Genomic DNA, 13,530 nt, shown 5'->3' with positions numbered 1-13,530 from the left:
TCTTTCGCGCAAATTGCGCTTGACCCTGTAGCGGCTACAGGGTTTCTAATGGAAGCATACACGAAACCGGAAGGACGATGCGATGCCACACGATAGCCACGATCACGACCACACCCATGCGCACGACCATGAGCACAAGCACGACCATCAGCATGACCACAAGCATGACCATGCGCCCAAGCCGGTCAGCTGCTGTTCCAGCCAGCATGCGTGCTCGTCCACGCCTGCCGCCCCTTCGGGTCCGGCCCTGCCCAGCACAGCCATTGCCGGCGCGAACACGGCCAAATACCGCATCGCCAACATGGATTGCCCCACGGAAGAACGGCTGATCCGCAACAAGCTGAGCAATATGGCCGGCGTCGTGGGCCTCGATTTCAACCTGATGAACCGTGTGCTCGACGTGCACCACACGCTGCCTACACTGGCCACGGTGGAAGCGGCCCTGCACGGCATCGGCATGCAGGCCATTCCCATGGAAGCGGACGCCACCGTCGCACGCGATCCGGACGAAGGCAGCCTGAGCGGCCTGCAAAAAGGCTTGCTGGTCGTCTCCGGCCTCGCTGCCGCCGCCGCCGAAGCGCTGGCCTGGACCACGCACGAAGACAGTTCGCCCCTCGTCATCGCCCTGGCCCTGCTGTCGATTGCCACAGGCGGCTGGCCGACCCTGAAAAAGGGCTGGATTGCCCTGAAAACATTCACGCTGAACATCAACTTCCTGATGAGCCTTGCAGTTTTCGGCGCCGTCGCCATCGGCCAGTGGCCGGAAGCGGCCATGGTCATCTTCCTGTTCGCCATCGCCGAACTGATCGAAGGCTTGTCCCTGAACCGCGCACGCAACGCCGTGCACAGCCTGATGCAGCTGGCGCCCGATACGGCCACGGTCGCCGATGCCAGCGGCGCCTGGCAGCAGGTATCCGTCGCCACGGTGGCCATCGGAGCCTTGATGCGCGTCAAGCCGGGCGAACGCATCGCGCTCGATGGCGTGGTGGCCAGCGGCGTATCGTCCGTCAACCAGGCGCCGATCACCGGTGAAAGCATGCCGGTGGACAAGGCCGTGGGCGACGTCGTGTATGCGGGCACCATCAATGAAAGGGGCTTGCTCGACGTCACGGTGACGGCCAACAGCGGCAACAGCACCCTGGCGAAAATCGTCAAGGTGATCGAGGAAACCCAGGGCAAACAGGCTCCCACGCAGCGCTTTGTCGACAATTTCGCCCGCTACTACACGCCGGCCGTCGTCGTCTTCGCCATCTTGGTGGCCGTGCTGCCGCCACTGCTGCTGGGCCAGCCATTCATGGCCTGGGTCTACAAGGCGCTGGTGATGCTGGTGATCGCCTGCCCTTGCGCGCTCGTCATTTCCACGCCCGTCACCGTCGTCAGCGGCCTGACGGCTGCCGCGCGGCGCGGTATCCTGGTCAAAGGCGGACAATTCCTGGAAACCGGTTATCGCATCAAGGCCATCGCCGTCGACAAGACGGGCACCCTGACCATGGGCAAACCGGCCGTCACGGACGTGGTGGCGCTCGATGGCGGCAACCGCGACACTATTCTGCTGCTGGCTGCCAGCCTCGATGCCAACTCGGCTCACCCCCTGGCCGCCGCCATCGTCAAGGCCGGTCCGCCCGCCGGCAGTCACTTGCCCGTGACCCAGTTTGCCGCCCTGCACGGACGCGGCGTGCAAGGCACGATCGCTGGCCAGACGTATTACCTGGGCAATGCCCGCCTGATGACGGAATTGAAGGTTCTGACGCCGGCATTGCAAGCCATCCTGGCGGGGCTGGAACAGCAGGCGTACACGGCCATGGTGCTGGCCACCTCGGCCGGCGCGCTGGGCGTGATCGCCGTGGCCGACGTGCTGCGCCCGACGGCGGCGTCCGCCATCGCCAGATTGACTGCGCTGGGCGTCACCACCGTGATGCTGACGGGAGACAATGCGCTGACGGCGCAGCGCATCGGCGCCGAAGTCGGTGTCAGCCTGGTCAAGGCGGAGTTGCTGCCGGAAAACAAACTCGATGAAATCAAGGCCTTGCAGCAGCAGTTCGGCGTGGTGGCCATGCTCGGTGACGGCGTCAACGACGCCCCGGCCCTGGCGCAAGCCGACATCGGCTTTGCCATGGGCGCGGCCGGCAGCGACACGGCCATCGAAACGGCGGACGTGGCCCTGATGGACGATGAGCTGGGCAAATTGCCTGAATTCATCAGCCTGAGCCAGCGCACGCGCAGCATCCTCGTGCAAAACATCAGCTTTGCCATCGGCATCAAGGCTGTCTTCTTCGGCCTGGCCCTGGCCAGCATGGCGACCTTGTGGATGGCCGTATTCGCCGACGTGGGCGCCAGTCTGCTGGTGGTGGCGAACGGCCTGCGCTTGCTGCGCAAGAGCCAGCAAGCATAGTCCCTAGCAGAAATATTTCCATCTGGACAATTGCTGTAAAAAACGCTACTTTGGAGGTAGATATCCACCGCCGCCAAAGTAGCCGATGACCTTCCTGCCCCGCTTGACCCTGCTGTCTACCCTGCTTGCCGGCACCTGCCTGCATGCCGAACCCCTCGTTTTCACACCCTGCTCCGATACGGCCGCCCCCGGCAGCCTGTGCTCGGGCTTGAACGTGCCCGGCAGTTACGATGCCCAGGGCCGTGCCGTCGGCAGCGCGGATGCCATGCACGTCTTCGTGCGCAAATTTTCCGCCAATGTACCTGCCGGCAAGCCGGCCAAAGGCACTCTGTGGCTGGTGGCGGGCGGTCCCGGCGAATCGGGCGCCGCATTCTACAGCTTGCTGCCCACCTTGCGCCGCAGCTTTCCCGGTTTTGAATTCCTGATTCCCGACCACCGGGGCACGGGTCATTCCTCGCGCCTGTGCAAAGTGGAAGAGTCGGAACAAAGTCCCGGCGGCCGCGCCCTGGCCGGGGCCGAATGGGGCAGCTGCTTTACCGGCATCAACCTGGTGCCGGAATACGCGGGCCAGTTTTCCATCACCATGGCGGCGCGCGACTTGAAAGCCCTGATCGAAGGCGAACAGGGCAAGAGCAAGCGCAAGCAGCCGCCCGTGTATGTATACAGTGTGTCGTACGGCACGCAGCTGGTCTTGCGCACCTTGCAGCTGGGGCCGCTGCCCGTCCAGGGCGTCATCCTCGACTCCTTGGTGCCGCCGCAAACGGATGCGCGCCGGGACTTGAGCCAGCGCTCGCACGTGGTCAACACGGTCGGCATGCAGGTACTGGCCCGCTGCGATGCGGATGCGGCTTGTCATTCGGCACTGGGCGAACCGGCCGCAACCCTGTACCGCCGCGTGCTGGAGAAAGCGCAAGCGGACCCCGCCCTGCTGGCGACCATTCCCGGCAAGAACCTGAAAAACTTCCTTGGCGGCATGCTTGACGTGCCAAACGCCCGCGCCCGCATTCCGTATCTGCTGCAAGACCTGGACCGGGGCGGCGAAGCGGAACTGGCGTCCGTGCGCGCCACGTTGACGGACGCAGCCGCCAGCCTGGGCAGCTATCCCCAGTCGCCGCTGTCGATTCCGCTGGTCAGCATCATCAGCAATTCGGAAAACAATCTGCAGCCGTCGTTGCGCCCCGGCTGGACGGCCGCCGACATCGCCCGCGACGAGGCGGACTTGCTGTTTACCAGTCCCCTGCCCCGCATCCTGCTGGGCGGCGGCTTGCCCACCTACCCGCGCGACGCCTATTTCGGCGTCTTGCCGGAGAAAATGCCGCCAACTTTGGTGCTGCAGGGAACGCTGGACCCGAAGACGCCATACGCGGGCGCGCAGGCGCAAGTGCGGGCTTTGACACAGAGCAAGGCCGGCAAGGTGGCCCTATCCACCGTGCAGAACGCCCCGCATTTCATTTTATGGACGGCGCCAGCCTGTTTTGAACAGGCCAGCACCCGCTTTATTGCCGGTAAGCCGGCGCACGATTGCACGCTGTAGTTCCACCAACTAGTGAGAAGAGGACGAAATGCGCATCACGAGCCTGGCAGTGCTGCTGTTATCTTGTTACGGCGTGGCGCAAGCGGCGCCGCCCGCCTCCCCGTCCATCTGCGCCTCGCCCGCGCAGTCGATCCGCGAACAAGGCTATGTGCCCATCAATGGCATCGCGCAATGGATTACGGTCACGGGCGCCGCTTGCGGCAATCCCGTGATCCTGTTCATCCATGGCGGCCCCGGCAACGCGCTCAGTCCGTATGCGGATGCCATCTACGCCGGCTGGGAACGCCACTATACCCTGGTGCAGTGGGACCAGCGCGGCGCCGGCATGACGTATGCAAAGCAGCGGCCCGCAGAAGACGTGCCCTTGACGGTGGAACAGATGCGCGACGACGGCATCGCCGTGGCCCGCTATATCGAACAGCATCTGGGCCAGCGGAAGGTCATTTTGATGGGCAGTTCCTGGGGATCGATACTGGGCGTGCACATGGCCAAGGCGCGCCCCGACCTGTTCCATGCGTATATCGGCACGGCGCAAGTGGTCAATGCGCGGGACAATGAGACAGGCATGTACCGCGAAGTGATGGCGCTGGCGCGAGCGGCCGGCGATACCGCCACCGTGGACAAGCTGACGGCGCTCGGTGCGCCGCCATGGCGCGATCCGCGCAACTTCGGCATCTTGCGCCGCTTCGACCGCAAATATGAAGGCCTGGCAACGGATGCGCCGCCCAGGCACTGGTGGCAGCCGGCGCCGTTCTATGCCACGCCGCAGGCCCTTGCCGATGCCGAGGCGGCCGATGACTACTCGTACATCCAGTTTATCGGCCTGCGCGGCGACGGCATGTTCGCCAAGGTCGATCTGCCCGCCCTGGGTACGCGCTTTGACTTGCCCGTGTTTCTCATCATGGGCGAAGCGGACTTGCTGACCTCGCCCGCCATCGCGCGCACGTATTTCGACAGCATCACGGCGCCCGTCAAGAGTTTTACCCTCGTGAAACGGGCCGGACACGATCCCAACCAGGCCGTGCTCGACGCCCAATGGACGGTCTTGCGCGACCAGGTGGCGCCGCTGATTCATTAAATCGCGCGGCGTGCCCGCAGATGCAGGTAGCGGATGGTGGCAGCGGCCGCCATCAGGATGGCGGAAGCCGTTGCCAGCACGACAATAAACGCCTTGTCGAAGGCCGAACGGGCCAGTTCCGACACTTGCAAGCCCAGTTCGGCCGGCAATTGCTCGGCGGCCAGCAACGCCGCATCGAGCGTGTCATGCACGTTCGGCAACACGCCCGCGCTTTCCGGTATCACCAGGGTGGCGCTGTAGACGGCCGACATGATGGTGCCCAGCACCGTCACGCCGATCACGGCGCCCAGCTCGTACGACACTTCCTCGATCGAGGCGGCCATGCCCGCTTGCTGCGGCGCCACGTTGAGCATCACGGCGCTCGATGCGGCCGTCATGACGGCGCCCAGACCCAGGCCCAGAATCACCAGGCTGGCCACCTGGGCCGAGACGGCGGCGTCATGCAGCAGCAGATACGAGGCCATGCCGATACCGGACAGCAGCAGCGAACCCCACAAGACCTTGGCCTTGTCGGCGCGCGGCAGCATGAAACCCGTCAACGGGCCGGCAAATACGGACGCCAGCGGCAGCGGCAGCAGCAGCAAGCCCGCTTCCAGCGGCGACAGTTCACGCACCAGTTGCATGTGCTGGCTCAGCGCCAGTTCCATGCCGATCAGGGCGGCGGACGCCACCATGGCGGCGGCCACGGCGCTGGAAAACGGCAGTTCGCGGAACAGGGCGAAGTCGATCAGCGGCCGGGCTTGGCGCTTCTGGCGACGGACGAATTTGAGCATGAAGAAGGCGCCCACGGCGAACGAGGCGGCGGCCAGCGCATACGAGGGCTGCGACTTGCCCAATTCCTTGATCGCATATACGCCACCAAGCAGACCCATCATGATTTGCAGCGAGCCCTTCAAGTCCCACGGCTTGTCGCGGTTACCGGCCCGTTTCGGCAGGATGACGGTGGCCAGCACCAGGGTCAGCAGCACGATGGGCACGTTGATCAGGAAGACGGAACCCCACCAGTAGTGTTCCATCAGGAAACCGCCGAGCACGGGACCGAACGCGGCGCCACCGGAGGCGATCGCCGCCCACACGCCGATGGCGAACGAGCGCTCGCGGTTGTCCGTAAAGGTCAGGCGGATGATGGACAAGGTGGCCGGCATCATCAGCGCGGCGCCGACGGCCAGCAGCACGCGGGCAAAGATCAGCCATTCGGCTGCGGGCGAAAACGCGGCGCACAGCGAGGCGATACCGAACACGGCCAGGCCGGCAAGGAAAACGGGTTTATGGCTCAGACGGTCACCGAGGGTGCCGAGGCCGGGCAACAGACCGGAGACGACCAGCGCGTAGACGTTGATGATCCACAGTTTTTGCGAGGAAGTGGCCTGCAAGTCGCGCGTCAGCGAGGGCAAGGCGGTGTAGAGCACGGTCATGTCGACCACGATGAGGAACAAGGCGCTGGAGACGATGGCCAGCGTCAGCCATTTTTTCATTGGATGCATAAACAACTCATGGATTTTGGTGTAACTTTTAACAACTGTCGGTTTGGATAAATCTGGTGCTGCGCAAATATTTACGTTCCAGGCTGCCACGGGCCTGGGCTTGTCGGGGGCGGCGGGCGTCAGCCACGGTCGCCATCCTTGTCATCCACGGCGGCGGACACGGCAACGGCCGCATCGACTACGTCAAGTTCGCGCAGCATGACGACGGATACTTGCTTGAAGCCGCGGCCCTGGAAGAATTGCTGCGCCGTCAGGTTGTGCGCGCCGCATTCGAGGAACAAGCGGGCGATGCCGTGGCTGCGCAGCTCGTCGGCCACCCACTCCACCAGCAAGCTGCCGATGCCGCTGCCGCGCACGGAAGGCAGCAAGACCAGGTCGTCCAGCGCGGCGAACGATTTCGAGGCGCGCTGGCGCGTGTCGATGGACACCAAGGCCATGCCGACGATGGCGTCACCGTCGGTGGCGACGGCCAGCAGGGTCGAATCGCCATGCACCCAGTCATGCGACAGGGCGGCGCGGATTTCGCCGCGTATGACTTCAGGCAAGTCCGCGCGCCAGTTGCCGGGCGCGTCGGCGCGTTCGCCCTGCAGCTCCGAATGGGAGATATAGTCGGCGCTGACGTTGTCGAGGTAGAGCTTGCACAAGGCGTCTTCGGCGGTGGCGTCGTGACACCAGGCAAAGCGGATGGCGGGTGAATTGGCTTGAGCGTTTTTCATGGCGGATCTCATGTTGTTGAATTGGTAAATGCCATTTTATGTCGCCCCTGAATGGCATTCAAGTTAAAATCCATCTGTAAAACAGATAGGTTGATGCCATGCAATGGACTTTGGAACAAATGCGCTACTTTGAAGCGGCCGTCGCGGCCGGTTCTTTCTCGGGCGCGGCGCGCCGGCTGGGCCGCGCGCAATCGGTGGTCAGCACCTCGATCGGCTTGCTGGAAGCGGAATTCGGCGTGGAACTGTTCGACCGTTCGCGCCGCAGCGCCGTGCTGACGGAAGCGGGCAAGGTGATGCACCTGGAAGCGTGCGAACTGCTGCGCCAGGCCGAGCGCCTGCAGCTGCGCGCCCAACTGCTGAGCGAAGCGCCCGAAGCCCAGCTGACCCTGGCCCTGGACGAAGCCCTGCCCTACCTAGCCATCGGCACCCTGGTCAAGGAGTTGGCGGCGCGTTACCCGGCGCTGGAACTGGTGATGCTCAACGCCACGGCGTCGGAAGTGGCGCAATACGTGGAGCAGCAGCAAGCCGACGTGGCCTTCCACTTCGACCGCGGCCCGATCTCCCCCGTGCTGGAACAGCAGCACATCGGCAGCGTGGCGCAAGGCGTGTTCGTCGCCAAAGGCCACGCCATGGCCCACGGCCAGGAAGTGAGCCGCAACGAGCTGACCCGCTACCGCCAGCTGATCATGGACTCCGAGCTCAACCGCGAACACGCGTTCAGCCCCGCCGTCTGGTTTTCCGACAGTTTCTACAGCATCGCCGAAATGGTCGCGGACGGGCTGGGCTGGGCGATTCTGCCGCTGAACATCGCCAATTACGACAATTACAAGGGCTATCTGCAGGAAGTCCCCTGCCCTGCGCTGGCCTTGTCACGGCTGCCGGTGCGGCGCTTGTCGATCCATGGCAAGAAGCTCAGCGAGACGAGTTTGTGGCTGACGACGCGGCTGGCGGAGTTGCTGGCGGATGGGCCGAGGGGGTGAATAGTGACCATGGTGGAGTTTGACGACGCTGGAAGCGAAAGCCCCACCAAGATGCTGGCATGGAATTATGCACTGGCCATCAGCGGTAGTTTGATGCAGAAAGTCGATTGCTATCCAGTGCGTTACCGGGTACATGCCGGGCACATGCATTCCCTACGGCACGGCATCTTGAGTCGGCGCCAGCCTTTGAATTGTAGAACGTCATTCGAACGATTGATATCAGCCAAATTCATTTAAAATAAAATTACCAACAGAGCATGAAATTATGAAAATAATCTGTGACTATGCGAAAGAAGTTGACATTGCGGTGGAATTTCCGATTTCAATATTATGCGAATATAATGGCCCTGATAATTTAGATGTGACGCTCGATGACAATATAATATATCTGATTAATGAGGCCTTGAGAAAATCCGGAGTACATGTAAAAAACAAAGCAATGAAAATATATTATTCCGAGAAAAATGAAGAAATTCTAAGTTATCAACTGACATTGATCGTTCGACCACCGGGATTTAACTTATATTGCATTGTGAATGACTTGACTCAGGAGAATTTTCATCAAGGATTATGTATTAAACTACAATCTCAGCATCATGGTTTTAAAATAGTATATGCGGAATCTGCAGTCGGATGAGGCTGAGCTGAGCATTGATGTATTTCCAAGGCCTGAGTTCAAGCTTGACCGTGAATTCATGGCCTGGATCGGCGATGGCGCCGTCAAAAACATGGGCGCTGTCGCGGATGAATGGATGCGCCGACATAATCAAGCCGGTGATGCGTAAATAAACAATATTGATAAGCACTGAAAGCTTTACATGATTCACTCAGCAGTCGTAAGCAGCTGGTTCGCCATGGCAAAAGACGATGCCGTAGAAATTGATCCCGACGACATCAACCACGAAGCCAGGACCAATATGTGGAGCTTTTCGCCCACAGAGGCGGAAACGCCGCAGATCCATGCGGCCGATATCGTCGCCTTCATCGGCGAGGTGGTCGCGGCGCGCCGCAGCGCACTCGCTGGCGAGGATATGCTGTTTTATTGCTGGCACGACGCGCAATGCCGCCAGCTGCGCTTCAGCCTAGTGTCGCGCTCGCATGGGCGGCTGCCGTTTCGCCGCGCGCTGCGCGAAACGCAGGATCTGGCGCTGATCGCCGAGCGCGTGGTGAACGGGGACTGGCGCAACGCGCACTATATGCAGGCGCCGTCGGAAGACGGCGATGAGGAGGAAGCCGCGCCGTTCGTCCTGCCAGTGTTCGTGGCGCGTGTCCCCTAGGAATCAGCGCACCATAAAACGCGCGGGCCGGCAAGCCTCCAGGGCCGGTGCCGGCGCGCCAGTGACGATTTCCCCGCTGGCCAGCTGGCCCACGATGGCCGCCAGCACGACGCCCGGATGCATGGCGCAGACATACACGCCGCCCACTTGCGGCAAGTAGCCGACAACGGGCACGCCGTCACGCGGCATGGGGCGCAGGCCGATGCAGGCGAATTCCGGCGCGATGGCCTCGGCGCCGGCCAGTTCATTGCGGATCGCGCTGGCCGTGCGCTGCGCCATGGCGGCGGGCTGGTTGTCCGGGGCGTCGTCCACGTAGTCTTCCGCTGCCAGCATGGTGCCGTCCTCGGCTTGGCGCACTTCCATTGCATGGCTGGAAATAATCGCGCGCACGAGGCCGGGCGGTGCCTGGTAGCGCAGGAAGATGGCGGGCGAGGCGTGAATCGGCAGGCTGGCGCCCAGTTTTTCCGCCAGGCTGGCCGTGCCCGTGCCTGCCGCCAGCACGACCACGTCTGCTTCGAGAAGGCCCGCGGCCGTTTGCACGCCCGTTACCTTCGCGTCCTGGACCACAAAATCCAGCACGGGCGTGTGCGTGCGCACGGTCGCACCGAGCGCCCGGGCCGCTGCCAGCAAGGCGTGGGTCGCGGCAACGGCGTCGAGGGCGCCCTGTTCCGGCTCGTACAACGCTTGTTCCGGCGGCTGCCGCAGCCGCGGTTCAAGCTGGGCGATGCGCGAGCGGCCCACCAAGATGGATTCGGGCGACACCCGCCCATCCTGCGTGCCATACGACAAGGCGCCATGCCAGCGCACTTTCAAACCCGGCACCTGCGTTTCCAGCTGGCGCCAGGCGGCGATGGCGCCGCCGCGCAGGACCGCAATGGGATCGGGGCCCGCGCAGGACGTGTTAATCCAGGCAAACGAGGTGCCCGTCACGCCGGACGCGACGCCACCCGCCTCCACCACAATAACTTGTGTCCCCTTGCCGGCCAGGTGGTAGGCGAGCGAGGCGCCGACGATGCCGGCGCCGATGACGACGACGACGACGCGTTTTCGGCGTTTTGGACTTTCATGATTCATCTCTGCCAACTTTGCTTGTTTATCACAGGGCAGAGTCTACCCCAGCCGGCCGCAACTCCAGCGCATAGGCATGACCATCGACAACATTACCTTCCACGATGGCAATATCGGGCACGGCCGTTCCCTGCGCGAAACCACAGCGCTCGAGCACGCGGATCGACGCCGCATTGCCGTCGATGGCGTAGGCGCACAGGCGTTGCAGCCGCCATTCCTCTTGCGCGAGGGTAATCAGGTGGCGCAGCGCGGCCGTGGCCAGGCCCTTGCCCGCCTGCTGCTGTCCGATGCGGTAGCCGACTTCGGCCGTTTGCGCCTGCCCATCGATATCCTTGAGGTTGGCGCGCCCGATCAATTGTCCCTGTTCGTCCACGATGACGCAGGGATGCATGCGCCCCTGGGCGTGTTCGTCCAGGAATTGCGCGACATGCGCCTGGATGCCGTCGCGGCTGTAAAAATCGTCGGGGCGCCGGTCGATATGGCGCTCGAACCAGGCCCGGTTGGCTTGCTCGAAAGCCAGCAAGGGCGCGGCGTCGCCGGGGCGCAAGGTGCGAATGGTGTGTATGCTCATGAAGACTCCTGGAAAGGCATGAGTCTAGTGAGGCCCGGCCCGGCCCGTCAATCTTGATTCCATCAATCAATATAAAGCGACAGCCGCTACAATGGCCGCCATGAACAACGATCTGTCCGCTACCGAGGCTGCGCGCCTCTTGAACGTCAGCCTGCCCACCCTGTATTCCTATGTGAGCCGGGGCTTGCTGGCCTCCGTCAGCAATGGAGAATCGCGCCGCAAGCGCTATCCGCAGGAAGACGTGCTGCGCCTGGCAGCCCGCAAAAGCGATGCCAAGCGCGGTGGCCAGACTGCCGTGGCCGCCATGCACTGGGGCGTGCCCGTGCTGGAGACGCGGATTTCCCGCATTTTCGATGGACGATTGCTGTACCGGGGCTGCGATGCGACGGCGTTGGCGCGGCACGCGACGCTGGAGACGGCCGCTTGCCTGCTGTGGGACGATAACGTGAGCGACCATTTTCAGCAGGACGCGTCTGCCCTGCCGCAAGTGCTGGCCTGCGCACCGGACGCGCCGCCGCTGGCGCGCGCCATGTTCGCCATGGCCATGCTGGCGACAGTGGACATTGCGCACCCGCTGCAGTCCGGCCCCGCCTTGATGCGCATCCTGGCTGCCGCCCTGCTCCGGACGGCGCCGTCCGCCATGCCGCTGCACCGGCAGCTGTCCCAGGCGTGGCAGGCCGACACAGACCAGACTGAATTGCTGCGCGCCGCCCTCGTGCTGCTGGCCGACCATGAATTGAACGCGTCCACCTTTGCCGTGCGCTGCGTCGCGTCGACGGGCGCCAGCCTGCCCGCCGCATTGGGCGCGGGCTTGGCGGCCTTGTCCGGAGACAGGCACGGCGGCGGCAGCGCGGCGGCCCGGCGCATGGTGACGCAGGCGCTGGCCGCACCGGACGCCAGGGCCGCCATCGGCGCCTATTACAAGACCGTCGCGCCGGAATTCGCCGGTTTTGGCCACCCGCTGTATCCGCATGGCGACCCGCGCGCCGCGTATCTGCTGGACCGCTTGTCGGCGCTGTCGCACGAGCATCCGCAACTGCGCGCCACCCTGTCCATCTGCGCCACGGCAGGCGAGCTGCTCGATGCCAGGCCGAACGCCGACTTGGCGCTGGCCGCCATGGAACTGGTGTTCGACTGGCCGGAGGGCGCCGGCATGAGCGTGTTTGCGCTGGCCCGCTCCGCCGGATGGATCGCGCATGCCGCCGAGCAATCGGCCAGCGCGGCCCTGATACGGCCGAGAGCCCGCTATGTGGGGCGCCATCATCGCGATTAGAAATCAAAGTTCAGAATGCGTTGTGAATTGCCTCTCAGGTCAGCATATATGACACTACCGGTTTGGTAATTTTTCACTATACGTAACGCTGGTTTGCCTATCTGTATTGCATTCGACGCCGTTTTCGGCTCGAATTAACTGCAAATGAACGTAGGGTCGTGCTCACGCTAACTGCAAATGAAATGCTTGCGTTGACCGATTGAATCCGCAACCCAGAGCAGTTATTGAATTGCATTAAGTGGGACTGGGGTAAACCCTCCTTTAAATCCCTGTCAGCTTATCGGATTGCGCGCCATCACGATCCACGCCGCACCGTCGATCATCACCGACCGCTCGCCAGGGAGGCCCGCGAAGACGGCACGAACCGCGGCCGAGGCGCGGGCGCGGATGTCGTCTGGCTGATCAGCGAGCGCACGCGACAGCGGGCCGACCTCGAGCGCCATCTTCACCGCGTCGTCGATTGCAGCGTCCCGCGTCCCGCCCTCGCCGAACGGGACGGCAGTATCGAAGGGCGCGATAGCGATATCGGTGAAACCGGCTGCCGTCAGGATGCACGCCACCCGCCCCTGGTCGCCGAACGAAAATGCGCCGGGCCCTTCAGGATCTGGCAGCGCGGTCAGCGGGACGATGCTCTTGATCGCGCCGATCGGCAGGCGCATCCAATCGTTCTCGGCAACGCCGCGCCAGCAAACGAAAGCGACCCGCCCACCCGGCCGGAGCGCGCGTCGCAAGTGGGCGAACGCCCTTGTCGGATTGTCGAAGAACATCACCCCGAAACGCGAAAACAGGATGTCGAACGCGCCTTCGGGCAACTCGGCGCTGCTGGCATCGGCTACCTGGAACAGGACCGGCGTATCCTGTGGCGCAAGCGCGCGCGCGCGGCCGATCAACGCTTCGGATATGTCCACGCCCAGCACGTGGCCCTCCGCGCCGACGCGGGCGGCCAAAGCCAGACTCGACGCGCCCGCGCCGCAGCCGACGTCCAGCACGCGCTCGCCCGTCGCGGGCGCGGCGGCTTCGATCGCGGCTTGGCCGAACACCGCCACCATGGCATCAAGCCGGGCCTGGTTTGCGACCCAGCGCTCCCCGCTTTGATCATTCCAGTCGCCGACCTGATAGGTATTTTTCTCTGTCATGCTATCTCCTTGTTCTGATTC

Annotated in this window: 12 protein-coding genes; 6 read left to right on the top strand and 6 right to left on the bottom strand. The window is 63.4% G+C overall.

The annotated features are described in order from the left end of the window. The first annotated feature begins 82 nt into the window (after positions 1–82). The 3 genes from IGS55_RS02960 (at position 83) to IGS55_RS02950 (ending at position 5,004) form a co-directional block, all read left to right on the top strand. Complete coding sequence (locus tag IGS55_RS02960) at positions 83–2,392, top strand: heavy metal translocating P-type ATPase (protein ID WP_230515926.1); 2,310 nt, start codon at positions 83–85, stop codon at positions 2,390–2,392. 85 nt (positions 2,393–2,477) lie between these two features. Further along, on the top strand, positions 2,478–3,926 hold the full coding sequence (locus tag IGS55_RS02955) for an alpha/beta fold hydrolase (protein ID WP_230515925.1): 1,449 nt from the start codon (positions 2,478–2,480) through the stop codon (positions 3,924–3,926). A 28-nt stretch (positions 3,927–3,954) separates the two neighbouring features. Then, on the top strand, positions 3,955–5,004 hold the full coding sequence (locus IGS55_RS02950; RefSeq protein ID WP_230515924.1) for an alpha/beta fold hydrolase: 1,050 nt from the start codon (positions 3,955–3,957) through the stop codon (positions 5,002–5,004). Here the strand turns inward: IGS55_RS02950 and IGS55_RS02945 are convergent. Together IGS55_RS02945 and IGS55_RS02940 are read right to left on the bottom strand one after the other, a co-directional pair. Beyond that, complete coding sequence (locus IGS55_RS02945) at positions 5,001–6,479, bottom strand: MFS transporter (RefSeq protein WP_329958118.1); 1,479 nt, start codon at positions 6,477–6,479, stop codon at positions 5,001–5,003. The genes IGS55_RS02950 and IGS55_RS02945 overlap by 4 nt on opposite strands. A gap of 128 nt (positions 6,480–6,607) precedes the next feature. After that, positions 6,608–7,204, bottom strand: coding sequence for a GNAT family N-acetyltransferase (locus tag IGS55_RS02940; RefSeq protein WP_230515922.1), 597 nt, complete (start codon positions 7,202–7,204; stop codon positions 6,608–6,610). 98 nt (positions 7,205–7,302) lie between these two features. On the opposite strand from IGS55_RS02940, the gene IGS55_RS02935 reads away from it, so the two are divergent. Further along, positions 7,303–8,184, top strand: coding sequence for a LysR family transcriptional regulator (locus IGS55_RS02935; RefSeq protein ID WP_230515921.1), 882 nt, complete (start codon positions 7,303–7,305; stop codon positions 8,182–8,184). A gap of 602 nt (positions 8,185–8,786) precedes the next feature. On the opposite strand, the gene IGS55_RS02930 is transcribed toward IGS55_RS02935, so the two are convergent. Beyond that, positions 8,787–9,011 carry a hypothetical protein gene (locus IGS55_RS02930; RefSeq protein ID WP_230515920.1) on the bottom strand — a complete coding sequence of 75 codons (225 nt, stop codon included), beginning with the start codon at positions 9,009–9,011 and terminating at the stop codon, positions 8,787–8,789. 27 nt (positions 9,012–9,038) lie between these two features. Between IGS55_RS02930 and IGS55_RS02925 the strand changes: the two genes are divergently transcribed. Further along, on the top strand, positions 9,039–9,461 hold the full coding sequence (locus IGS55_RS02925; RefSeq protein WP_230515919.1) for a hypothetical protein: 423 nt from the start codon (positions 9,039–9,041) through the stop codon (positions 9,459–9,461). A 3-nt stretch (positions 9,462–9,464) separates the two neighbouring features. Here the strand turns inward: IGS55_RS02925 and IGS55_RS02920 are convergent, their stop codons facing one another. Beyond that, positions 9,465–10,535: an NAD(P)/FAD-dependent oxidoreductase gene (locus tag IGS55_RS02920; RefSeq protein WP_230515918.1), complete on the bottom strand. Its 1,071-nt coding sequence runs from the start codon at positions 10,533–10,535 to the stop codon at positions 9,465–9,467. Between the two features lie 22 nt (positions 10,536–10,557). After that, the gene (locus IGS55_RS02915; protein ID WP_230515917.1) at positions 10,558–11,100 is read right to left on the bottom strand and encodes a GNAT family N-acetyltransferase; all 543 of its coding nucleotides are present in this window, start codon (positions 11,098–11,100) and stop codon (positions 10,558–10,560) included. Between the two features lie 100 nt (positions 11,101–11,200). Between IGS55_RS02915 and IGS55_RS02910 the strand changes: the two genes are divergently transcribed. Next, entirely contained in the window at positions 11,201–12,373 is a 1,173-nt protein-coding gene (locus IGS55_RS02910) for a citrate synthase family protein (protein ID WP_230515916.1), read from the top strand. Positions 12,374–12,645: 272 nt separating this feature from the next. Here the strand turns inward: IGS55_RS02910 and IGS55_RS02905 are convergent, their stop codons facing one another. Next, positions 12,646–13,509 carry a class I SAM-dependent methyltransferase gene (locus IGS55_RS02905; RefSeq protein WP_230515915.1) on the bottom strand — a complete coding sequence of 288 codons (864 nt, stop codon included), beginning with the start codon at positions 13,507–13,509 and terminating at the stop codon, positions 12,646–12,648. Positions 13,510–13,530: the final 21 nt, after the last annotated feature.

Source organism: Janthinobacterium sp. EB271-G4-3-2 (assembly GCF_020858035.1).
GTDB lineage: Bacteria > Pseudomonadota > Gammaproteobacteria > Burkholderiales > Burkholderiaceae_D > Janthinobacterium > Janthinobacterium aestuarii.
Note: the sequence above shows the minus strand (reverse complement) of the source record. Positions and strands in the feature narration are given on the sequence as shown.